This is a genomic window from Halomonas sp. CKK8, assembly GCF_029625235.1.
Classification (GTDB): domain Bacteria; phylum Pseudomonadota; class Gammaproteobacteria; order Pseudomonadales; family Halomonadaceae; genus Halomonas; species Halomonas ventosae.
Map to the genome: position 1 here is coordinate 1,844,129 of NZ_CP121193.1, position 20,927 is coordinate 1,865,055.

Consider the following 20,927-nt stretch of genomic DNA (forward strand, 5'->3'; position numbering starts at 1 on the left):
GGCCTTCCGGAGGCGCTGTGAATACCTCCCTGTACGCTACCGACGCCCTGCTGCGCTCTCGCATCCTGCTTCGCTTGCAGGGCCGGTGCTGGCCATCCATGGCCAGCCCGTTCGGAGGAATCCTCCTCACCCATGGCGTAGGACCTCCTCTTCGGCCTCTCCCCGGCGCCCCTGGTACTTTACCTATTGGTGGGGCTCATCGGTGAGCATGCTGCGCAGCCTGGCCGGGTCGAGGCCGCGCTGATCGCCTCGCTCGGGCGACACGACCAGCGGCAGCAGCTCTGCGATGGCGGCGATGGCGATGGCATAGGGCGTCTTGTCGCCGCCCCGCTTTTCACCCTGATTCGGGCCCGCCGCGGTGCCGATGGGGCAGCGCACGCCGGCGAGCGCCTGCTCGCCGTGGCCGGCCTCGTGCAGCCGGCGGCGGAAGCTGGCCCACTTGCTCTTCGAGCCGATCAGGCCCAGCGAGGCCGTGTCGCCGCGGGCGAGCAGGGCATCCACCAGGGCGCGGTCCTCGGCGTGGTCGTGGGTCAGCACCAGGGCGTGGACGCCGGGCGGCAGGGCGGCCACGGCCTCGGCCGGGTCGGGGGCATGGCGACAGGCGAGGCGCGGCTGGTCCGGCGCCCAGTCCGGGAAGGCGTCCACCCGGCTGTCGTGCCAGCGCACCCGCCAGGGCAGCGGCGCGGCCAGGCGCACCAGCTCCCGGCCCACATGGCCGGCGCCGAAGACCGCCAGCGTGGTGGTGCTGCCGGGAAAGACCTCGAGCAGCACGTTGACGAAGCCGCCGCAGCACTGGCCGCTGCGCCCGCCCAGGCTGAAGGCTTCCAGGCTCATCCCCGCCCTGCCATCGGCCAGGCGTTGGCGCGCCGCCGCGATGGTCTGCCACTCGAAGGTGCCGCCGCCCAGGGTGTCGTAGACCGCATCGGCGGTGATCACCATGCGCGCCCCGGGCTCCCGTGGCGTTGAGCCGGCGCTGGTCACCTGGGTGGCCAGGGCATGGGGCACCCCCTCGCGCTGCAGCCGGTGCAGCGCAGCGTGCCAGCTCTCCGCCTGCGTGCTCATGGCGTCGACTCCCCGCGGTGGCGCAGCGCCTCGGCAGCCAGCAGGACCCGCTCCGGCGTGGCCGGGGTGTCGAGCCGCGGTGCCTCGCGGTAGTCGGCGAGGCTCGAGAGGGCGTCGCGCAGCGCCGCCCATACCGAGATGCCGAGCATGAAGGGCGGCTCGCCAACCGCCTTCGAGCGATAGATGCTGGCCATGGAGTTGGGATGGCCCTGGAGCAGCTCGACATTGAAGGTCGGGGGCAGGTCGCCGTAGGTGGGGATCTTGTAGGTGGCCGGGCCGTCTGAGATCAGCTGGCCCCCGTCGTTCCACCTGAGCTCCTCGCTGGTCAGCCAGCCCATGCCCTGGATGAAGCCGCCCTCCACCTGGCCGATGTCGATGGCCGGGTTCAGGGAGTCGCCCACGTCATGCAGGATGTCGACCCGGTCGACCTGGTACTCGCCGGTCAGGGTGTCGACGCTGACCTCGGCGACGGCCGCGCCATGGGCGAAGTAGTAGAAGGGGCGTCCCTGGCCGGTCATGCGGTCGTAGTGGATCAGCGGGGTGGCGTAGAAGCCCTTCTCCGAGAGTGACACCCGTCCGAGGTAGGCGGCCTGGACGAGCTCGCCCCAGGGGATGCGCCGCTCGTTCTCGCCGGTACCGGCCACCAGGGCACCGGCCTCCAGGCGCATGTCCTCGCGGTCCAGGGCATAGTGCTCGCTGGCGAAGTCGAACAGCCGCGCCTTGAGGCTGAGGCAGGCGTCACGGGCGGCCATGCCGTTGAGGTCGGCGCCGCTGGAGGCGGCAGTGGGCGAGGTGTTGGGCACCTTGTCGGTGCGGGTGGCGGTGATGCGTACCGTCTCCAGGTCGAGGGCGAGCTCGCGGGCCACCACCTGGCAGATCTTGGTGTGCAGGCCTTGGCCCATCTCGGTGCCGCCGTGATTGATCATCACGCTGCCGTCGGTATAGACGTGCAGCAGGGCGCCGGCCTGGTTGAGGTGCTTGGCGGTGAAGGAGATGCCGAACTTCACCGGGGTCAGGGCCATGCCACGCCGGATCACGGGACTCTCGGCGTTGAATGCGGTGATCGCCTCGCGGCGTGCCCAGTAGTCGCTGCTCGCCTCGAGCCGCTCGACGACATGGTGCAGCAGGGCGACCTGCTCCACGGTCTGGCCGTAGTGGGTGGTCTCGCGTCCGGGGCGATAGAGGTTGCGCTTGCGGATCGTCAGTGGGTCCTCGCCGAGGCGTCTGGCGATGTCATCCATCGCCGCCTCGATCACCATCATGCCCTGGGGGCCGCCGAAGCCGCGGAAGGCGGTGTTGGAGGCGGTGTGGGTGCGCGCCCGGTGGCCGGTGACCCGCGCCTCGCCCAGGGAGTAGGCGTTGTCGGCGTGGAACATGGCCCGGTCGACGATGGCGTCCGAGAGGTCCGGGGAGTAGCCGCAGTCGCCGATCAGGGTCAGCTCGCCGCCCTGGATCACGCCCGCCGCGTCCACGCCCAGCCGGTAGCGGTTGTGGAAGGGGTGGCGCTTGCCGGTGACGCGCATGTCCTCGGCGCGGGGCAGGCGCAGGCGGGTGGTGCGCCCGGTGCGCCGGGCCACCAGTGCGGCGATACAGGCCCAGGGCGAGGCCTGGGTCTCCTTGCCGCCGAAGCCGCCGCCCATGCGGCGCACCTCCACGGTCACCGCGTGGAAGGGAATGCCCAGCACCTCGGCAACCAGCTTCTGGGTCTCGCTGGGGTGCTGGTTGGAGGTATGGACGATCACCCCCTCGTCCTCGGTGGGTTGGACCAGGCAGGCCTGCCCCTCCAGGTAGAAGTGTTCCTGGCCACCGACGAACTGCTCGCCCTCGATGACATGGGCCGCGTCCGCCAGCGAGCGCTGCCAGTCGCCGCTCTGCTGGACATGGGTGGGGCGCACGGCCTCGCCGCGCTCGGCGGCGCCCACCGGGTCGAGGCTGGCGGGCTGCTCGTCGACTTCCACGATCGCCGCCTTGACCGCTTCCCGGGCGGCGCGATGGGTCTCGGCCGCCACCGCGAAGAGCACCTGGCCGGCATAGCTGATCTCGTCCTCGACGAAGATCGGGTCGCCGGGGAAGACCGGGCCGATATCGGTGTGCCCCGGCACGTCGGAAAAGGCGACCACGTCCACCACGCCGGGCCGCGCGCGCACTGCCTCGAGGTCGAGGCGGGTCAGGCGACCATGGGCCACCGGCGAGAGTCCCAGGGCCAGGTGGAGGGCATCGGCGGGGGCGGCGATATCGTCGATATAGGCGGCGCGCCCGGTGACGTGCTTGACCGCGCTCTCGTGGGCGCGAGCGCTGCCGGCACCACCACGCGAGATGGCGGGCTCGGTCTTGCGGGCGTCCGCCTGTCGTGCGAGGGGGCCGTCGCCCTTGATGCGACCCTGCTGCTCCTCGCGCACTCGTGTCGTGGCGTCATCGAGGTCGTTCGTCGCCCTGGACGGAGCGTCCAGCTTAGTGAGCGTACGCATGGAGCATCACCTCCCGGGGAGAGTCGGTCGTCTCCTGTGCCATGACCAGGCGCAGGCGTTCGAGCAGGTTGGCGGCGGAGAGCCGGCGATAGTGGGCACTACCGCGCACGTCACTCATCGGCTGGAAGTCCTGTGCCAGCGCCAGCCGGGCGGCCTGGAAGGCGGCGGCGGAGGGCGCCTGGCCCTCGAGGGCGGCCTCGGCCGCGGTGGCCCGTTTCGGCGTCGCCGCCATGCCCCCGAAGGCCAGGCGGACATCGCGCAGCAGGCCATCCTCCAGGCGCCAGCCGAAGGCGCCAAGCACCGCGGAAATGTCGTCCTCTCGACGCTTGGACAGCTTCCAGACCCTGAGGTGTCGGCTCGGCTCGTGACGGGGCAGGAAGGTCGCCCGGATCACCTCGCCCTCGCGGAGCGCGGTCTTCTTGTAGCCGAGGAAGAAGTCGTCGAGCGGCAGTTCCCGCTCGCCCTCCGGGCCGGCCAGCCACAGCCGGGAGCCCAGCGCCAGCAGCACCGGCGGGGTGTCGCCGATCGGCGAGGCATTGGCGATGTTGCCGCCCAGGGTGCCGCGGTTGCGCACTTGGGCCGAGCCCAGGCGATGCAGCAGATGGGCAAAGGCCGGGTAGTGGTCGGCCAGCAGCGGCTCCAGGCGCGAGTAGGTCACGGCACCGCCGATCCACCACCCCTCGCGGCCATCCTCCAGGGTCACCTCCTCGATGGCGTTGAGCTCGGTGACGCGCGTGACGTCCACCACCCGTGCGAAGCGCGCAAGGCGCTGGGTCACCTCGAGCCAGAGGTCGGTGCCGCCGGCGACGATGGGTGCCTCGGGGTGGTGGGTGCGCTCGTCGACCAGCTCCGCCAGACTTTCCGGCTGGACGAAGGCGCTATCGCCATGGTGCTCGATGGGCGATGAGGGCGACGTTGCCGCGGCGTCGGTGCACTGCTCCAGCCATGCCGGACGCGCATGGGGGTAGTCGCCCATGGAGAGTGCCGCGTCGCGGATCGGCCGGTAGCCGGTGCAGCGGCAGAGGTTGCCGCCCAGCGCTGCCTCCAGGCGCTGTGGGGTCAGCGGCGCCGGGGGCGTAGTACCGTCCTCGTGCTGGTCTTCATAGAGCGTGAACAGCGACATCACGATGCCCGGGGTGCAGAAGCCGCACTGGCTGCCGTGGCACTCGACCATGGCCGCCTGGGCGGGATGGAGGCTCTCGCCCCGGGCCAGGCCCTCCACGGTGGCCAGCACGTGTCCCTGGAGCTGATGGGCCGGGGTGATGCAGGCGTTGGCGCTGTGGAAGCGGACAGTGCCGTCGGGGCCGGCCTCACCGATGGCCACCGTGCAGGCGCCGCAGTCGCCGGAGGCGCAGCCCTCCTTGGTGCCGGTCTGGCCGAGCGAGTCGCGCAGCAGCTCGAGCACGCTGGTATCGGGCGAGGCCGCGCAGTGGCGGGGCTGCCCGTTGAGCAGGAAGTCGATCATCGCCTTGTCTCTGTTGTTGGCGCGTAAGCGTTGGCGCCGAGGCGCCCGGGTTCAGGGGGTCCACTTCCTGACCATTCGGTCAGGATGCTTTCAGCTTGGTCCAGAATCGTCCGCGTTGCAAGCCCGTTTGCACCCGGCACGGGGGTGGGGCACTATCCTTGGCTTTGATCCGCCATGGGGCAGTGAGGTGGCCGATGACAGGGCCGATGACAGAGGGGAACGCGCCCGCCGAGCGGGTGGCGAGAGAGCAGGGCGAGGCCAACGGGGTGACCCGCCGGCGCAACGAGCGGGAGATCCTGGCGGCGGCCGAGCGGGTGTTCGCCCGTCACGGCTACCGGGGGGCGAGCTTGCAGGCCATTGCCGAGCAGGCCAGCCTGCCCAAGTCCAACGTCCTCTACTACATGGGCAGCAAGCGGGGCCTCTACGTCCGGCTGCTGGAGCGGATGATGGAGCGCTGGAACGCGCTGCTCGACGACATCTCGGTGGAGGATGACCCCGCCGAGGTGCTGGAGGCCTTCATCCGCAGCAAGATGCAGCTGTCGCGGCGTCATCCGGAGGGCTCGCGCCTCTTCGCCGCCGAGATCCTCGGCGGTGCGCCCTTCCTGCAGGAGTACCTGCGCGGCGAGCTTCGCGACTGGGTCCTGGCCCGGGCAAGGGTATTCGAGCAGTGGGCCGAACGTGGCCTGATGGATCCCGTCGACCCGGTATGGCTGATCTTCCTGATCTGGTCGGCCACCCAGCACTACGCCGACTTCGAGACCCAAGTGCTGGGCATCACCGGCCGCGACGCCCTCAGCGATGCCGACGTCGAAGAGATCACCACCTTCCTCACCCGGGTGATCCTCAAGGGGTGCGGCGTTGCGCGAGATAGGGGGACGCCGGGCTGACCCGCCAGAGGGCAGAGGCCGATACCGACGCCGCGCTAGTAGGGTTGTGGAACGGTGGCGTCACTCTCTTTCCAGCAGTTCCGCCACCAGCGCGCTGGCTTGGTCGACCAGCTCGGGTGCCTGCTTGACCCTTGCCGTGCTCAGCACGCCCTGATAGAGCGCCAACAGCATCGAGGCGCGTGATGACGGTAGCCCCTCTTCCTGCAGCAGGCGTGCGAAGAGGGCTTCCAGCCAGGTCAGGTGATCACTGACGCATTGGCGTATCGAGGCATTGAGGTACATGAACTCGGCCGCGGCATTGCTGAACAGGCAGCCATTGAAGTCGGGGGCCTCGCAGATGTGGTGCAGCTCATCGAACAAGCACGTCACGCGCCGGCTGCCTTGGCCATCCAGCGGCTCGACAAGCGCGAGCAGCTTCTCCTGGACGCGAGCTGCTGTGCGCTCCAGCACAGCCAGGATCAGGGCATCCTTGGAGCGGAAGTGCTTGTAGAGCGTGGTCTTGGCCACACCGGATTCCGCCTGTATTCGATCGATCCCGATGGCGTGAAAGCCTTCACGGTAGAACAGTTGCTCGGCTGTATCGAGCAGCCGTTCGCGCCGAGGTGATGCCATGAAACGCTCCTGATTCAACGACTCATGAATTGTCGCTTCCCTGTGCCGCGAAGGCCAGCGGTGGCATCGAGGTCTACTGGATAGCTTGACGCTACAGATCTGTATGCCTATGATGTGCCAAACGCTACAGATCTGTACACTCCTGGCCGATGGCCGGAGCCCACTCTGAGTCGAGGAGAGTCTTCCATGTCCCGTGTCCCCCTTCTTTGTGCCGACACTGCCTGTGAGCAGGCCGCTCCGACGCTGCGCGGTATCCATAAGCAGCTGGGTATGCTGCCCAATTTCTTTGCCGGCATGGCCCACCATGGCGGTGCGCTGAACGGGTACCTGGCGTTCGAACAGCAACTGGGCAAGGAGAGTCGGCTGAACAAGTCACAGCGCGAACGCCTGGCGCTGGCAATCGCCAATGAAAACGGCTGCCATTATTGCGTCAGCGGCCATACGCTGGCGGCCAAGGGGGCGGGCCTGTCGGACGAGGAAGCTCGTCACGCCCAGATGGGGCGTGCCACGGCGCCGCTGGACCAGGCCGTTCTGGACCTTGGTCTGGCGGTACTGCGCCAGCACGGTCATCTCGAGGATGCCCAGGTGGCTGCAGCGCGCGAGGCTGGCGTGGATGATGCTACTCTGGTGGAGGTCGTCGCGCTGGTAGGCCTCAACAGTTACAGCAACTGGCTCAATAACGTGATGCAACCGCCGATCGACTTCCCCGAGGTTGCCCTGGTCGAGACGCCGGACCAGGGCTGAGCCTGCCTTGTGGCCGGTGATACTGCCGGCGTATTCTGCCTCGCTGCCACTGCGTGCCCCCGCTGCGGCAGCGTTTTCGTCACTAGGCAGGATGCTCACCATGTCGCCATTTCCAGCCTCGGCTGAACTTCCCATCGATGCCCGTCTCGACGCTATCCTCGAAGCCCTCGAGAGGCACCCGCGCGCCCTGCTGGTGGCAGAGCCCGGGGCGGGGAAGACCACCTGGGTGCCGCTGGCGCTGCTCGAGGCCTCCTGGTGCCGCCAGGGCGGCAGGCTGCTGCTGCTGGAGCCGCGGCGGGTGGCGGCGCGCCTGGCCGCCGGCTTCATGGCCGAACAGCTCGGCGAGCGTGTGGGGGTGACCGTCGGCTACCGGATGCGCGGGGAGAGCCGGGTGGGACCCTCGACCCGCCTGGAGGTGGTCACCCAGGGAGTGCTGACCCGCATGCTCCAGGAGGACCCGATGCTCGAGGGCGTGGCCGGGGTGATCTTCGACGAGTTCCACGAGCGCAGCCTGGAGGCGGACCTGGGCCTGGCACTGACCCTCGATGCCCAGCAGGGGCTGCGCGAGGAGCTGCGCCTGCTGGTGATGTCGGCGACCCTCGACGTCGAGGCCCTGCTGGGCGTGCTGGGCGAGGCCACGCCGGTGATCGACTGCCCGGGGCGGAGCTTTGCCGTCGAGACCCGCTACCGGTCGCTGAGCGGTCGCGAAGACGCGGCGGCCCAGCAGGCCCGGGCGCTGCTGGAGAGCCTCGAGCAGCAGGCAGGCGATGCCCTGGTGATCCTGCCCGGGGTGGCGGAGATCCGTCGGCTGTCGCGGGCGCTTGGCGACCGTGCGCCACAGCTTGCCGTCCTGGAGCTCCACGGCCGCCTGACCCTCGAGGACCAGCGGCGCGCGCTGCGCCCCGACCCCGACGGGCGTCGTCGGGTGGTGCTGGCCACGGCGATCGCCGAATCCAGTGTCACAGTGGACGGGGTACGCCTGGTGGTGGATGCCGGCCAGGAGCGCGTGCCGGTCTTCCTGCCGCGCAGCGGGCTCACCCGGCTGGAAACACGCCGCGTCAATCGGGCCAGCGCCGACCAGCGCCGTGGCCGCGCCGGACGCCAGGGCCCGGGCCTGTGCCTGCGGCTATGGGCCGAGGAGCAGCCGCTGGTGCCCCACGGCGAGCCCGAGATCCTGCAGGCTGACCTGGCGCCGCTGGCCTTCGAGCTGGCGCGCTGGGGCATCAGTGATCCGCGCCGGCTGGCCTGGGTCACGCTACCACCCGCCGCGGCACTGGCCGCCGGTCGCGACCTGCTGGCCCGGCTGGGCGTGCTGGACGAGGGGTACCTCCTGACCCCGCTGGGGCGCGCCTGCGTGCGCTGGCCGACCCACCCGCGCCTGGCGGTGATGCTGGAGCGCTCCGACGAGTTTGAGGCCCGCCCCCTGGCCTGTGCCCTGGTGGCGCTGCTCGAGGGGCGGGGCCTGGACGGGGAGCGCGACCTCGAGCAGGCCCTTCAGGCGCGTATCGAGACCCCGGGGGAGCATCGCCAGTGGCAGCGCGACGCCGAACGCCTGGCGCGAGTCGCCGGCGTGTCACTCCGGGTGACCCGCCTGGCACCACTGGGCGAGCTGCTGGCGCTGGCCTATCCGGAGCGGGTGGCGCAGCGGCTCGAGCCGGGCCGCTTTCGTCTGGCCGGCGGGGGGCTGGCGACCCTTCCCGAGGGCCACCCCCTGGCCCATGCCGAGCTGCTGGTGGCCGCCGAGCTGGACGGCCAGGCCAGCGGGGCACGGGTCTTCCGCGCCGTAGCGCTTTCTCGAGCGCGGCTCGAAGCGCTCTATCCGGAGTGCGGCGAGTGGCGCCCTAGCCTCGAGTGGTCCGACGACCAGGGGCGCCTGGTGGGCGAGCAGGTGCGTGGCCTGGGGGCGGTGGTGCTCGCGAGGAAGCCGCTGGCCAGGCTGCCGCCGGAGGCGGTGCGCCGCGCGCTGCTCGAGGCACTGCGTCGCCGAGGGCTACCGCAGGATGAGGAACTGAGACAGCTGCAGGGCCGGGTGGCGCTGCTGCGCCGCGTCCTGGGTGAGACTTGGCCCGAATGGTCCGAGGCGGCCCTGCTGGATACGCTCGAGGCGTGGCTGGGTCCGCATCTGGCGGGAATGACGCGGCTCGAGGCCTTGGAGCGCCTGCCGCTGGCGCGCCTGCTGCTGGACGGCCTCGACTGGGCGCTGCGCTCGCGGCTCGATGTGCTGGCGCCGCGCCGCCTGGCGGTGCCCAGCGGCGCCAGCCATCGGGTCGACTATACGCCGTGCCTGGCGGACAAGCCGCCGGTGCTGGCGGTGAAGCTGCAGGAGTGCTTCGGCTGGCAGGCCTCCCCGCGGGTGGCCGAGGGCCGCGAGGCGGTGCTGCTGCACCTGCTCTCGCCGGCGCGTCGCCCGCTGCAGGTCACCGCCGACCTGGCGAGTTTCTGGGCCAATGGCTACCCGGAGGTGCGCAAGGAGATGCGTGGCCGCTACCCCAAGCACCCCTGGCCCGAGGATCCCACCAACGCCGAGGCCACCGCCCGCACCAAGCGGCGCTCCCCCTCACGATGACTCGACCCCCGTGCGATCGTGACCGCCGGGGCTGGCGGCCGGCTGGCCGCGAACGCCGCGGGCGCGCAGCACGCATTTCTCGACCTCGACGATCAGGTAGATCGCCAGGCTGCCGACCAGGATCATCGCCCAGTGGCCCAGGTCCAGTCCCTCGCTGCCGAAGATCACCTGCATGACCGGCAGGTAGGTCCAGCCGAGCTGGAGCATCACGATGATCCCGATCGAGCCCCACACCGGCCGGCTGCCGAAGAGGCCGGATGACGAGAGGGTGCTGCGCAGCAGGAAACGGCTGTTGATCAGGTAGGCGGCGCTGCCCATCACCAGCATGTTGACGGCACCGGTGCGGGCCAGCTCGATGCTGCCGCCCTGGGCCTGCAGCCAACTGAACATGCCGAACACGCCCACCAGCAGCAGCATGGAGACGAACACCACCCGCCACAGCAGGAAGAGGTCCAGCAGGGAGGCGTCCGGGTCGCGGGGCTGGCGGGTCATGATGTCTGGCTCGGCTTCCTCGAAGGCCAGCGCCAGGCCGAGCGTCACCGCTACTACCATGTTGACCCACAGCGCCTGCAGCGGGGTGACCGGCAGGGTGGAGCCGGCCAGCACCGCCAGCATGATCGCCAGGCCCTGCCCGCCGTTGGTGGGCAGCAGGAAGGTGATGGTCTTGCGGATGTTGTCGTAGACCTTGCGGCCCTCGCGGATGGCGCCGACGATGGTGGCGAAGTTGTCGTCGGCCAGCACCATCTCGGCAGCCTCCTTGGCGGCCTCGGTACCCTGGATGCCCATGGCCACGCCGACGTCGGCGCGCTTCAGCGCCGGGCCATCATTGACCCCGTCGCCGGTCATCGCGCAGATCCCGCCTCGGGCCTGCATGGCCTGGACCAGGCGCAGCTTGTGCTCCGGCGCGGCGCGGGCGAAGACGTCCACCTCGAGAATGATCGCCTCGAGTTCGGCGTCCGACATCGCCTCGATCTCGTGTCCCGCCAGGGCGCGATCGGTGTGGGCGAAGCCCAGCTGCCTGGCGATGGCCAGGGCGGTGACGGCGTGGTCACCGGTGATCATCACCGGGCGGATGCCGGCAGCCAGGCAGTCCTTCACCGCCGCGATGGCCTCGTCGCGAGGCGGGTCGAGCAGCCCCACCAGTCCCAGCAGTACCAACTCCTCCTCGGCGTGCTCGTCGGTCAGTTCGTGGACGTCCTTGATCGATCGCTCGGCCAGGGCCAGGACCCGCAGGCCCCGGGAGGAGAGGTCATGGATGCGCGCCTCCCACGTCTCGACATCCAGCGCCTGGTCCCCCTCTTCGGTGCGCACCCGGTGGCACATCTCCAGCAGACGGTCCGGGGCGCCCTTGACCAGCAGCAGCGGTTCGCCGTCCACCTTGTGAAGGGTGGCCATGTACTTGCGCTCGGACTCGAAGGGGATGGCATCGTGGCGATCGTGGTCGCCGCGCAGCTTCTCCGTGGACAGCCCGGCCTTGGCCGCGGCCACCACCAGGGCACCCTCGGTGGGGTCGCCGTGGATCCGCCAGCGGCCCTCCTCCTCGGCCAGTTCGGCGTCGTTGCACAGCACGCCCACCTTGAGGAAGTGGCGCAGGGCGTGGTCGTCCTCGAGGTCCAGCGCTTCCGTCTCGGCCTCGCCGTCGCTGACGCGGTGGAAGCTGCCCTCGGGCGCGAAGCCGATTCCCTCGATGTGCACCTCTCCTTGGGGCAGCCAGATCGCCTGGGCGGTCATCTCGTTGCGGGTCAGGGTGCCGGTCTTGTCCGAGAAGATGGTGGAGATGGAGCCCAGGGTCTCCACCGCGGGCAGCCGGCGGATGATGGCGTTGCGCCGGGCCATGGCCTGTACGCCCAGCGCCAGGCCGATGGTGACGATGGCCGGCAGGCCCTCGGGGATGGCGGCCACGGCCAGTCCCACCGCGGCCATGAACATCTCGACCAGCGGCTGGCCATGCACCAGGGCGCCGAAGGCCCCGGTGAGCACTGCGGCGGCGAGGATGAAGAACGCCAGCACCTGGCCGGCACGGTCGATCTGGCTCAGCAGCGGGGTCTTGAGCTGCTCCACGCCGCGCAGCATCTCCGAGATAAGGCCGATCTGGGTGTTGGCACCGGTTTCCACCACCAGGCCACGGGCGTTGCCCTGGACCACGATGGTGCTGGCATAGGCCATGCTGCTGCGGTCGCCCAGGTCGGCGTCCTGGGCCACCGCATCGGTGGCCTTGTCCACCGGCGTGGACTCTCCGGTCAGCGAGGCCTCCTCGGTGCGAAAGCGCCGGGCCTCCAGCAGGCGTAGGTCCGCCGGCACCCGGTCACCGCTCTCCACCAGCACGACGTCACCCGGCACCAGCTCCTCGGCGGGGATGGTCTCGCGCCTGCCGTCGCGCAGTACCTGGGCCTGGGGCGAGAGCATCTGGCGGATGCTTTCCAGGGCCTGCTCTGCCTTGCCCTCCTGGAAGAAGCCGATCAGGGCGATGATCAGCACCACGCCGAAGATCGCGCCCGCGTCGAGGGTGTGTCCCAGTCCCAGGCTGGCGAGGGCGGCGACGATCAGCACCAGCATCAGGATGTTGTTGAACTGCTCCAGCAGGCGTTTCCACCAGGGGCGTGCCTCGGCCTGCTGCAGCTGGTTGGGGCCGTGCTCGGCCAGCCGGCGCCGGGCCTCCTCGCCGCCCAGCCCGTCCCGCGTGCTCTCCAGCCGGTCGAGGGACGCATCCTCGCCCAGGGCATGCCAGGCGGTGGGCTCGCTGTGTCTCGGCTCTGTCATCTTCTTACTCCGGCAACTGTCAGGAGGCTGCTGGATAGATAACTACCATACAACATGCTGCAGTGCAGTGATCCAGGACAAGCAGGGCCGGCAAGTGCCTGTCAGCCCTGGGTCATGAAGGCGACGCGGGTGCCGTGGGCCAGGCGTGCCGCCGGCTCGACGGCAGGGGTTTCCGGAAGGCCCACCATCTCGTCGGTGACGTCGGCCCAGGTCAGGGTGCCATGGGTCAGGCCCAGCGGCGCCAGGGCGCGGCTGATCCACTGGGTGCCGGTGAAGCGCCGACCCTCGCCATGTTCGTCCACCAGCAGGCTCTCGCCGCCGGCGTGGTGCAGGCGGACCAGGTAGACCCCCATGTCCAGCGACTGCACCTCCACGGCGGGCGGCGCATCCGGGTCGAGGCGCTTGGCCAGCGCTCCCAGGGTCAGGCGGTCGGGCAGGGCGGGGGCATCCAGGGGTATCATGGTAATCATCCTAAGTTAGACATGAGCTGTCATTCTATCGTGACTTGTACAGGAGTCGTCATGCCGTCATGCGCCGATGTCTGCCCCTGCGGCAGCGGCCAGCCCCTCGCCCGATGTTGCGGCCGCTACCATGCCGGCGAGCCGGCCCCCACCCCGGAGGCCCTGATGCGCTCGCGCTACAGCGCCTTCGCTCTGGATCTTACCGACTACCTGCTGGCGAGCTGGCATTCCGACACCCGCCCGGCGAGTCTCGCCCCGGATCCTTCGACCCGCTGGGTGGCGCTGGAGATCCTGGAGAGCCGTGAGGAGGGGGACGAGGGCGTCGTGCACTTCCGGGCGACCTTCTGTGAGGGGCGTCGCTGGGGAGTGCTGGAGGAGCGCTCGCGCTTCCGGCGTGAGGCCGGTCGGTGGACCTACCTGGATGGTAGCCCCACGGTCACCCGGCTCAAGCCCGGTCGCAACGCTCCCTGCCCCTGCGGCAGCGGCCGCAAGTTCAAGGCCTGCTGCGGCGTGGGATAGCCGTTCCCTGCCTCGCTGGTCGTGAGGCGGTGCACCCCTTACACTGCGCGGCAACGTGCCGTGCCTCCTCGGCCCCCTTATCTTCGTCCCGGACGCGTCCCATGGCCCAGACCCTCTCGAAACGGATCAACAAGTACATCAGCGAGAGCGGGATGTGCTCGAGGCGGGAAGCCGACCGCTACATCGAGCAGGGCAACGTCCGGATCGACGGCCGGCGCGCCACCCCCGGTGACCAGGTCTTTCCCGGCAGCGTGGTGAAGGTCAATGGCCAGGTCGTCGAGCCGCTGGCACTGGAGGAGGAGGACCTGGTGTTCATCGCCCTCAACAAGCCGGTGGGCATCGTCAGCACCACCGACCCGGGCGAGAAGGCCAATCTCGTCGACTTCGTCGGGCACGGCGCGCGCATCTTTCCCATCGGCCGGCTGGACAAGGACTCCCAGGGGTTGATCTTCCTGACCAATAACGGCGACCTGGTCAACCGCATCCTCCGGGCGAGCAACCAGCACGAGAAGGAGTACCGGGTCACCGTCAACAGGCCCATCACCGACGAGTTCATCGCCGGAATGGGCGCTGGCGTGCCGATCCTCGGCGAGGTCACCCGGAAGTGCCGGGTGGTCAAGGAGTCCCGGTTCGTCTTCAACATCACCCTGGTGCAGGGTCTCAACCGCCAGATCCGCCGAATGTGCGAAGTGTTCGGCTTCGAAGTAGTGAAGCTCGAGCGGATCCGCATCATGAACGTGTCCCTCGACGGGCTGGCGACGGGTGAGTGGCGGGACCTGACGCCCACCGAGGTGGCGACGATCCTCTCCCTGACCGAGCACTCCACCTCCGAGGCCCGGCAGCCCGGCCGCCGGTCGGCCCGGCGCCAGGCAGGCAAGGGCGCCAGGGCCGGTGGCGGGGCGTCAGGCACCGGCAAGGCTGGCGCGAGCCGCCGAGGTGAGGGCGGGAAGGCCACTGCGGGCCAGGCCGCGAAGCGCAAGGCAGGCGGCAAGACCGCGCCCGGCAGGGCCCGCGGCGCCAAACCGGCCTCGGCCTCCAAGCCCTCCAAGCCCGGGAAGGCCCGGAAGCCCGACGCCAAGCCGGCGAAGGGACCCCGCTCGAAGGCCGCCGGCCCATCCCGCAAGCCCAGGGGCAGGAAGTAGCCGCCTGCCCAAGCCCAAGTCCAGGCCCAGGCCCAGGCCCAAGCCCAGGCCCAGGCCCAGGCCCAGGCCCAGGCCATGAGGAGCGCCATGAACGACCCACGCCTGCAGAGCCCCGCCGTGGCCCGCAACCGACAGCCGATCCTCGAGGTCCTGCAGCAGGTGCTGCCCGAGCGTGCCCGGATCCTGGAGGTCGCCAGCGGCAGCGGCGAGCACGCCCTCTACCTTGCCGGCGCAATGCCCGGTTGGCGCTGGCAGCCCAGTGATCCCAATCCCCGGGCGCTGGCCTCCATCCTCGCCTGGCGCGAGGCCGCGGGCCGGGTGAACCTGCTCGAGCCCCAGCAGCTGGACGTGACCGGCGACTGGCCGGCGGGGCCCTTCGAGGCGGTGGTGGCCATCAACCTGCTGCATATATCGCCCTGGACGGTCGCCGAGGCGCTGCTGGCGGGCGCCGGCGATGCTCTGCTGCCCGGTGGCGTGCTCTACCTCTATGGCCCGTTCCGGCGGGAGGGACGTCATACGGCGTCCAGCAATGCGGCCTTCGATGCGGATCTGCGTGCCCGCGACCCGCGCTGGGGGATCCGTGACCTGGAGGCGGTGACGGCCGCGGCCGGGCGCCATGGACTGAAGCTCGACAGGGTAGTGACCATGCCGGCCAACAATCTCAGCCTGGTGTTCCGCCAGCCGCAGGCCGGCCAGGCAACACTTATGCCCGCCAGGTAGCGGGCTGGCCTCGGGGGCGGGGGCTTTGGGTATCTGGCGGGTATCTGACGTGACCCGCTTAGCGCAGCCGCTCCAGCTCTCGATTGAGCGTTGCCCGGGAGAGCTCGCCGAAGTGGGTATCGAGCAGTCGGCCGTCGGCATCGTAGAAGAGGGTGGTTGGCATAGCCCTGGCACCCACGCGATCGCCGAAGGCTAGCTGGGTATCGAGCAGCAGGTGGTCGAGCGAGAGGGACTCGTGGTCCAGGAAGCGACGGACCTGAGCGGGGTCCTCGCCCTGGTTGAGAAACACGAAGGTGATGTCCCCCTCCTCCTGTTGGGCCTCGGCGAGCACCGGCATCTCGCGACGGCAGGGCGGGCACCAGGTCGCCCAGAGGTTCACCACCATGGGCTGGCCCTCGGCGGCCTGCAGCTCGGGGAGGCGGATGGTCTCGCCGGCGAGGGTGGTGAGCTCGGTCTCGGGCACGGGGCGGCTCTGTCCGGCCAACAGGCCGAGGGTGCCAGCGGTGACACCCCAGGTGAGTATCCCGGCGACCAACGCGCCGCCAAGGGCCTTGCGTTGTGCGGGTTGCCGCCACAGGCGCCAGCCCGCATAGGCGGTCCCGGCGGCGATGCCGCCGAGGAGATCGAAGCCACCGTCGCGGATGTCGAGCATCGCGAGCGGCCCCGCGTAGTCCTGATGGTAGCGCGCCACGAAGACCAGTCGAGCGCCGACCAGGGCAACCAGGCAAAGCGTCGAGAGGGTGTCGCCGATCCCCAGGCGCTGGCGCCGGCCTAGCAGCAGGCCGGTGATGAGGGCGACGCCCAGGGCGAAGAGGATCAAGAGATGCCCCAGGCTCAGGCCCAGTGGGCCGATGGCGATGCTCTGGGAGAGGAGATTCATGGTCGCTCACGCCTGTCGGGAATGTGAGCTCCAGCATGCCCGGTCGCGGTTAGTGCCGCATTAAGGGGCCCTCATTCGGGGATCTCGCCGGGCACCTGGTACTCGACGCCTTCGGCCTGGCGTTCCTCGCGGGTCTTGGTCTCGTCCTCGGCGGGCACGCCCCACACGGTTTCCCGGCGACCGTCTTCCCAGGTGTAGGTGGTGCAGCCGGCCAGCAGGGTCATGGCAAGCAGGCCGGCGATAGGCGGTATCGATCGATGCATCGGAGACTCCTCGTTGCTTGGTGCACTGGCGGCCTGGGTGAGGCTAGCCGGAGAGGCCCAGCAGGATCGGGACATAGACCACCAGCAGCAGCACCGCGACCAGCCCCAGCAGGTAGGGAATGATGGCGCGAGTGATGCGCTCCAGCGGCAGCCGGGTCACCGATGACGCCACATAGAGGTTGATCGCCACCGGCGGGGTGATCATGCCGATGGCAAGCCCCACCACGATGATCAGCCCGAAGTGGATGGGGTCGATGCCCAGCTGGGTCACCAGCGGCAGCAGCACCGGGGTGAGGATGATCAGGGCGCTGGCCGTCTCGATGAACACCCCGGTGAGCAGGATCACCGCTACTACCAGCAGCATGATCACGTAGGGGTCGGTGGAGAGCGACAGCACCGCCTGGGCGATGGCGCCGGGTACCTGCCAGCTGGAGAGGGTCCAGCTGAGTACCGCCGAGGTGGCGATGACCAGCATGATCACCGAGGTGGTGATCGCCGAGCGGATCAGGATGCGGTAGACGTCGGCGAGGCCCAGGTCGCGGTAGACGAAAAGCGACACCAGCAGGGCATAGTTGACCGCTACCACCGCGGCCTCGCTGGGCGTGAACACGCCGGAGAAGATGCCGCCGAGGATGATCACCGGTGTCATGAGGCCCCAGCTCGCGCTCCTGAAGGTGCGCCAGATGGTGGCCGGCGAGAAGGCCGTGCCGCGGGGATAGTTGCGCCGGTAGGCCTGGACGATGGCGATGGTGGCCAGTCCCAGGCCCATGGCGATGCCGGGCAGGATGCCGCTGAGGAAGAGCTTGGAGACCGACTGCTGGGCGATCACCGCGTAGATGATCATCGGCACCGAGGGCGGGATCACCACGCCGATAGTGCCGCTGGCGGCGATCAGGCTGGCCGCCGAGGCGGGGTCGTAGCCCTTCTTGCGAAGTTCCGGCACCAGGCTCGAGCCCACCGCCGCGGTGGTGGCGGCGCCGGAGCCGGAGATGGCGGCGAAGAACATGCCGGCGCCCACCGAGACGATGGAGAGGCCGCCCTTGAGGAAGCCGAACAGCGAGTCGGCGAAGGCCACCAGCTTCTCGCTCACCTTGCCCTGGGCCATCAGGTCACCGGCCAGGATGAACATCGGCACTGCCACCAGGGCGAAGGAGTTGATCCCCTGGAACATCTGCTGCGGCACCACCATCAGCGGCACGCCCTGGGCATGGAGCGCCACCAGGGCGCTGGCACCGATGGCCAGCGCGATGGGCACGCCGAGCAGCATGAAGAGCAGGAACAGCACGAAGAGCAGGGCGGTCATGCACCGGGCTCCTCGGCATCGGGAGGGGGGGCGCCCAGCGCCAGGGCGATGATGTCCACCAGGGCGTACCAGGCCATGATCGCCGCGGCCAGCGGCATGACCGCGTAGACCCAGGTCATGGAAAGGCGCAGCGAGGCGGACTTCTGGAAGCTCTGCACCTGCATGTACTCCCAGCCGATGGCCATCAGGGCGAGCAGGAAGCCCAGCGACACCAGCAGGGCGGCGATGCGCGCGAGGCGCCGGGGGAGGCCGGGGAGGGCATCCACCACGAAGGTCACGGCGATATGCCGGCCGCGCCGAAAGGCCAGGGTGGCGGCGAGGAAGGTGATCCATACCAGCAGGAAGCGGGCCACCTCCTCGGTCCAGCCCACCGCGGTGAAGAAGACCCGCGAGACCACCTGCAGGGTGATCACACCGATCAACGCCGCCATCGCCGTGAAGACCACGGGCGCGATGACGGCCTCGAGGGCGCGCTCACTCCACCGCAGCGGTCGCAGCAGGGAATGGGCGAGAGCGGACACTTACTCGAGCGCCTCCTGGATGCGCGGCAGGTAGTCGCCGAACTGCTCGCCGTACTTCTCGTAGACCGGGGCCACGGCCTCCTGGAAGGCGGCGATATCGGGCTCCTCGACGATCTGCATGCCTGCCTCGCGCAGTTCGGCCAGCTGCTCGGCCTGCATCTCGGCGTTCATCCGGCGTTCGTGCTCGGCGGCCTCCTGTGCCGCCTGCTCGAGCACCGTCTGGGCGGCCTCCGGCAGCTTGTTCCAGGCGGGCATGCCCATCACGAAGATCGCCGGGGCATAGGTATGGCGCGACAGCGTCATGTGGTCCTGGGTCTCATAGAGCTTGAAGGAGTGGATGACGTTGACCGGGTTCTCCTGGCCGTCGATGGTGCCCTGCTGCATGGCGGTCAGCGCCTCGGTCCAGGCCATGGGCACCGCGTTGGCGCCGAGCTCCCGGAAGCTGTCCACGTAGACCGGGTTCTCCATCACGCGGATGCGCAGGCCGTCGATATCCGCCGGGCTGTGAACCGCGCGCTCGCTGTTGGTGAGGTTGCGGAAACCGCGTTCGGCGTAGGCCAGGCCCTTGAGGTTGACCTCGGCGAGGCGGTCGAGCAGCTCCTGGCCGATCGGGCCATCGAGCACCTCATAGGCGGCCTCCGGGGAGGGGAAGAGGAAGGGCAGCTCGAAGACCGCCATCTCCTCGACGAAGTTGGCCACCGGCCCGTTGGTGATCACGCCCATGTCGACGGTGCCGATCTGCATGCCCTCGAGCAGGGTGCGCTCGTCGCCGAGGCTGGCGTTGGGATAGAGCTCGATGTCCACCTTGCCCTCGGTGCGCTCTTCCACCAGTTCCTCGAACTTCATGGCGGCGATATGGAAGCCGTCCTGCTCGTTGACCACGTGGGCCAGGCGCAGGGTGACCGGGTCCATGTCGGCGAACTCGGATGCGTTGGCGCCGGCGGCCATGGCCAGCGAGACGGCGAGTGCCAGCGTGCTGCGTGCATATCCTTTCATTGTCGTTTTTCCTTCGGTGTGTCAGTCACTTGGTGAGCATGCCCGAGGCCGGTGCCGGCGGTCAAACCGGGCCGGGGTGCCTCACAGCAGTCGGTACATCACATGGGCGTCCGTCAGGCCGAGCGCGGGGTGACGGAAGGCCCGGGGCAGGATGCCGACGGTCGCGAAGCCGTGCTCCTGCCACAGCCGGATGGCCACCTCGTTGCTGGCGACCACCAGGTTGTACTGCATGGCGAGAAAGCCCAGTTCCCGGGCCAGGGCCAGGGAGTGCGCGCACATTTCGCCGGCGATGCCCTGGCCGCGGGCGTGGTCGGCGACCAGGTAGCCGCAGTTGCAGACATGGTCGCCGGGACCGGGCTGGTTTGCCTTGAGGGTATAGCTGCCGGTGATCCGGCCCGCGTCATCGACGGCCACGCGTACGGCGCGGGGCAGCTCGATCCACATCCGATGGGCGTCCTGTTCGCTGATGTCGCGGGGCACCGCATAGGTCTCGCCGGCACGGAAGACCGGTTCGAGAATGGCCCACAGGGCTGACCAGTCCTCGGGCTGGTAGGGGCGGATGCGGATCATGTGTTGGCTCCTTGCCGAAAGGGGGGAGGGGAGGTCAGGCGGCCTGCTGCGCCCGCAGCCAGGCGATCTCGTCGGCCCAGATCGTCGGGTCGATGGTCTCCAGAATCAGGGGCATCCCGTCGAGGCGCGGGTCGCGCATCAGGGTGGCGAAGGCGTCGAGCCCGATGTTGCCCTGGCCCAGGCTGTGATGTCGGTCCACCCGGCTGCCGAGTTCGCTCTTGGCGTCGTTGAGGTGCATGCCGCGCAGGTAGCTGACGCCCACTACCCGGTCGAACTCGTCCAGGGTGGCGGTGGTGGCCTCGGGGGTGCGCAGGTCGTAGCCGGCCGCGAAGGCGTGGCAGGTGTCTAGGCACACCCCGACGCGTGACGTGTCCTCCACCTGGGCGATGATCTCGGCCAGATGCTCGAAGCGCCAGCCCAGGTTGCTCCCCTGGCCGGCGGTGTTCTCGATCACGGCGGAGACGCCGCGGGTCTCGGCGAGCGCCTCGTTGATCGACTCGGCGATGCGCGAGAGGCAGTCCCTTTCGCTGATCTTCTTCAGGTGGCTGCCGGGATGGAAGTTGAGGCGGTCGATGCCCAGCTGCTCGCAGCGCTGGAACTCGTCGAGGAAGGCAGCACGGGACTTGGCGAGCCCCTCCGCTTCGGGGTGGCCCAGGTTGATCAGGTAGCTGTCGTGGGGGAGGATCTGGCCCGGCCCGAAGCCGTGCTCGTGGCAGGCGGAGCGGAAGGCCTCGATGACCGCGTCGGAGAGTGGCTTGGCCTGCCACTGGCGCTGGTTCTTGGTGAACAGCGCGAAGGCGTCGGCACCGATCTCCACGGCACGCTGCACTGCCTGGTCGACACCGCCTGCCGCGCTGACGTGGGCACCGAGGTATTTCATGGCCGTCTCCCGCCGGGTAGATCAGTTATTCATGGTGCAGGGAAGTCTACACCAGCGAGGCGAGAGCGTGTGATGGTTGAGGCGACGAGGACGCCTGCCCCGTGCCCG

General features: G+C 69.6%; 19 protein-coding genes. 6 read left to right on the forward strand and 13 right to left on the reverse strand.

Annotated features, from left to right (window positions below; all coding sequences use genetic code 11):
- Nucleotides 1-183: 183 nt before the first annotated feature.
- From xdhC to xdhA, 3 genes are read right to left on the reverse strand one after another with little or no spacing between them, the layout of a single operon-like run.
- Nucleotides 184-1,062 carry a xanthine dehydrogenase accessory protein XdhC gene (gene xdhC / locus P8934_RS08795; protein ID WP_278033848.1) on the reverse strand — a complete coding sequence of 293 codons (879 nt, stop codon included), beginning with the start codon at nucleotides 1,060-1,062 and terminating at the stop codon, nucleotides 184-186.
- Nucleotides 1,059-3,530 carry a xanthine dehydrogenase molybdopterin binding subunit gene (gene xdhB, locus P8934_RS08800; RefSeq protein ID WP_278033849.1) on the reverse strand — a complete coding sequence of 824 codons (2,472 nt, stop codon included), beginning with the start codon at nucleotides 3,528-3,530 and terminating at the stop codon, nucleotides 1,059-1,061. The genes xdhC and xdhB overlap by 4 nt, the downstream gene beginning before the upstream one ends.
- A complete protein-coding gene (gene xdhA / locus P8934_RS08805) occupies nucleotides 3,514-4,995 on the reverse strand; it encodes a xanthine dehydrogenase small subunit (RefSeq protein ID WP_278033850.1) in 1,482 nt (493 codons plus the stop codon). The genes xdhB and xdhA overlap by 17 nt, the downstream gene beginning before the upstream one ends.
- A 206-nt stretch (nucleotides 4,996-5,201) precedes the next feature.
- Here xdhA and P8934_RS08810 point away from each other — a divergent pair, with 206 nt between their 5' ends.
- Entirely contained in the window at nucleotides 5,202-5,882 is a 681-nt protein-coding gene (locus tag P8934_RS08810) for a TetR/AcrR family transcriptional regulator (RefSeq protein ID WP_278033851.1), read from the forward strand.
- Between the two features lie 60 nt (nucleotides 5,883-5,942).
- Here the strand turns inward: P8934_RS08810 and P8934_RS08815 are convergent, their stop codons facing one another.
- Complete coding sequence (locus tag P8934_RS08815) at nucleotides 5,943-6,494, reverse strand: TetR/AcrR family transcriptional regulator (protein WP_278033852.1); 552 nt, start codon at nucleotides 6,492-6,494, stop codon at nucleotides 5,943-5,945.
- A gap of 186 nt (nucleotides 6,495-6,680) precedes the next feature.
- Here P8934_RS08815 and P8934_RS08820 point away from each other — a divergent pair, with 186 nt between their 5' ends.
- Entirely contained in the window at nucleotides 6,681-7,238 is a 558-nt protein-coding gene (locus P8934_RS08820) for a carboxymuconolactone decarboxylase family protein (RefSeq protein WP_278033853.1), read from the forward strand.
- A gap of 100 nt (nucleotides 7,239-7,338) precedes the next feature.
- A complete protein-coding gene (gene hrpB, locus P8934_RS08825) occupies nucleotides 7,339-9,804 on the forward strand; it encodes an ATP-dependent helicase HrpB (RefSeq protein WP_278033854.1) in 2,466 nt (821 codons plus the stop codon).
- Here hrpB and P8934_RS08830 read toward each other — a convergent pair.
- Nucleotides 9,796-12,564, reverse strand: coding sequence for a cation-transporting P-type ATPase (locus tag P8934_RS08830; protein ID WP_278033855.1), 2,769 nt, complete (start codon nucleotides 12,562-12,564; stop codon nucleotides 9,796-9,798). The genes hrpB and P8934_RS08830 overlap by 9 nt on opposite strands.
- 101 nt (nucleotides 12,565-12,665) lie before the next feature.
- Entirely contained in the window at nucleotides 12,666-13,025 is a 360-nt protein-coding gene (locus tag P8934_RS08835) for a DUF6482 family protein (protein ID WP_278033856.1), read from the reverse strand.
- Nucleotides 13,026-13,085: 60 nt separating this feature from the next.
- Here P8934_RS08835 and P8934_RS08840 point away from each other — a divergent pair, with 60 nt between their 5' ends.
- The 3 genes from P8934_RS08840 (at nucleotide 13,086) to P8934_RS08850 (ending at nucleotide 15,406) form a co-directional block, all read left to right on the forward strand.
- The gene (locus tag P8934_RS08840; RefSeq protein WP_278033857.1) at nucleotides 13,086-13,544 is read left to right on the forward strand and encodes a YchJ family protein; all 459 of its coding nucleotides are present in this window, start codon (nucleotides 13,086-13,088) and stop codon (nucleotides 13,542-13,544) included.
- Between the two features lie 101 nt (nucleotides 13,545-13,645).
- Nucleotides 13,646-14,686: a 23S rRNA pseudouridine(2604) synthase RluF gene (gene rluF / locus P8934_RS08845; RefSeq protein ID WP_278033858.1), complete on the forward strand. Its 1,041-nt coding sequence runs from the start codon at nucleotides 13,646-13,648 to the stop codon at nucleotides 14,684-14,686.
- A gap of 87 nt (nucleotides 14,687-14,773) precedes the next feature.
- A complete protein-coding gene (locus P8934_RS08850) occupies nucleotides 14,774-15,406 on the forward strand; it encodes a DUF938 domain-containing protein (RefSeq protein ID WP_278033859.1) in 633 nt (210 codons plus the stop codon).
- A gap of 58 nt (nucleotides 15,407-15,464) precedes the next feature.
- On the opposite strand, the gene P8934_RS08855 is transcribed toward P8934_RS08850, so the two are convergent.
- From P8934_RS08855 to nfo, 7 genes are all read right to left on the reverse strand, one after another.
- Nucleotides 15,465-16,286, reverse strand: coding sequence for a TlpA disulfide reductase family protein (locus P8934_RS08855; RefSeq protein WP_278033860.1), 822 nt, complete (start codon nucleotides 16,284-16,286; stop codon nucleotides 15,465-15,467).
- Nucleotides 16,287-16,357: 71 nt separating this feature from the next.
- A complete protein-coding gene (locus tag P8934_RS08860) occupies nucleotides 16,358-16,549 on the reverse strand; it encodes a hypothetical protein (protein ID WP_278033861.1) in 192 nt (63 codons plus the stop codon).
- Between the two features lie 43 nt (nucleotides 16,550-16,592).
- Entirely contained in the window at nucleotides 16,593-17,852 is a 1,260-nt protein-coding gene (locus P8934_RS08865) for a TRAP transporter large permease (protein WP_278033862.1), read from the reverse strand.
- The gene (locus P8934_RS08870) at nucleotides 17,849-18,373 is read right to left on the reverse strand and encodes a TRAP transporter small permease (protein WP_278033863.1); all 525 of its coding nucleotides are present in this window, start codon (nucleotides 18,371-18,373) and stop codon (nucleotides 17,849-17,851) included. The genes P8934_RS08865 and P8934_RS08870 overlap by 4 nt, the downstream gene beginning before the upstream one ends.
- On the reverse strand, nucleotides 18,374-19,369 hold the full coding sequence (locus P8934_RS08875; protein WP_278033864.1) for a TRAP transporter substrate-binding protein: 996 nt from the start codon (nucleotides 19,367-19,369) through the stop codon (nucleotides 18,374-18,376). It lies immediately after the preceding gene.
- Between the two features lie 81 nt (nucleotides 19,370-19,450).
- Nucleotides 19,451-19,939 carry a GNAT family N-acetyltransferase gene (locus P8934_RS08880; protein ID WP_278033865.1) on the reverse strand — a complete coding sequence of 163 codons (489 nt, stop codon included), beginning with the start codon at nucleotides 19,937-19,939 and terminating at the stop codon, nucleotides 19,451-19,453.
- Between the two features lie 34 nt (nucleotides 19,940-19,973).
- Nucleotides 19,974-20,819: a deoxyribonuclease IV gene (gene nfo, locus P8934_RS08885; protein WP_278033866.1), complete on the reverse strand. Its 846-nt coding sequence runs from the start codon at nucleotides 20,817-20,819 to the stop codon at nucleotides 19,974-19,976.
- Nucleotides 20,820-20,927 lie beyond the last annotated feature (108 nt).

Coding starts and splice junctions, on each gene's coding strand:
- xdhC (WP_278033848.1), bottom strand. CDS start 1,062: ATGAGCACGCAGGCGGAGAGCTGGCACGCTGCGCTGCACCGGCTGCAG.
- xdhB (WP_278033849.1), bottom strand. CDS start 3,530: ATGCGTACGCTCACTAAGCTGGACGCTCCGTCCAGGGCGACGAACGAC.
- xdhA (WP_278033850.1), bottom strand. CDS start 4,995: ATGATCGACTTCCTGCTCAACGGGCAGCCCCGCCACTGCGCGGCCTCG.
- P8934_RS08810 (WP_278033851.1), top strand. CDS start 5,202: ATGACAGAGGGGAACGCGCCCGCCGAGCGGGTGGCGAGAGAGCAGGGC.
- P8934_RS08815 (WP_278033852.1), bottom strand. CDS start 6,494: ATGGCATCACCTCGGCGCGAACGGCTGCTCGATACAGCCGAGCAACTG.
- P8934_RS08820 (WP_278033853.1), top strand. CDS start 6,681: ATGTCCCGTGTCCCCCTTCTTTGTGCCGACACTGCCTGTGAGCAGGCC.
- hrpB (WP_278033854.1), top strand. CDS start 7,339: ATGTCGCCATTTCCAGCCTCGGCTGAACTTCCCATCGATGCCCGTCTC.
- P8934_RS08830 (WP_278033855.1), bottom strand. CDS start 12,564: ATGACAGAGCCGAGACACAGCGAGCCCACCGCCTGGCATGCCCTGGGC.
- P8934_RS08835 (WP_278033856.1), bottom strand. CDS start 13,025: ATGATACCCCTGGATGCCCCCGCCCTGCCCGACCGCCTGACCCTGGGA.
- P8934_RS08840 (WP_278033857.1), top strand. CDS start 13,086: ATGCCGTCATGCGCCGATGTCTGCCCCTGCGGCAGCGGCCAGCCCCTC.
- rluF (WP_278033858.1), top strand. CDS start 13,646: ATGGCCCAGACCCTCTCGAAACGGATCAACAAGTACATCAGCGAGAGC.
- P8934_RS08850 (WP_278033859.1), top strand. CDS start 14,774: ATGAACGACCCACGCCTGCAGAGCCCCGCCGTGGCCCGCAACCGACAG.
- P8934_RS08855 (WP_278033860.1), bottom strand. CDS start 16,286: ATGAATCTCCTCTCCCAGAGCATCGCCATCGGCCCACTGGGCCTGAGC.
- P8934_RS08860 (WP_278033861.1), bottom strand. CDS start 16,549: ATGCATCGATCGATACCGCCTATCGCCGGCCTGCTTGCCATGACCCTG.
- P8934_RS08865 (WP_278033862.1), bottom strand. CDS start 17,852: ATGACCGCCCTGCTCTTCGTGCTGTTCCTGCTCTTCATGCTGCTCGGC.
- P8934_RS08875 (WP_278033864.1), bottom strand. CDS start 19,369: ATGAAAGGATATGCACGCAGCACGCTGGCACTCGCCGTCTCGCTGGCC.
- P8934_RS08880 (WP_278033865.1), bottom strand. CDS start 19,939: ATGATCCGCATCCGCCCCTACCAGCCCGAGGACTGGTCAGCCCTGTGG.
- nfo (WP_278033866.1), bottom strand. CDS start 20,819: ATGAAATACCTCGGTGCCCACGTCAGCGCGGCAGGCGGTGTCGACCAG.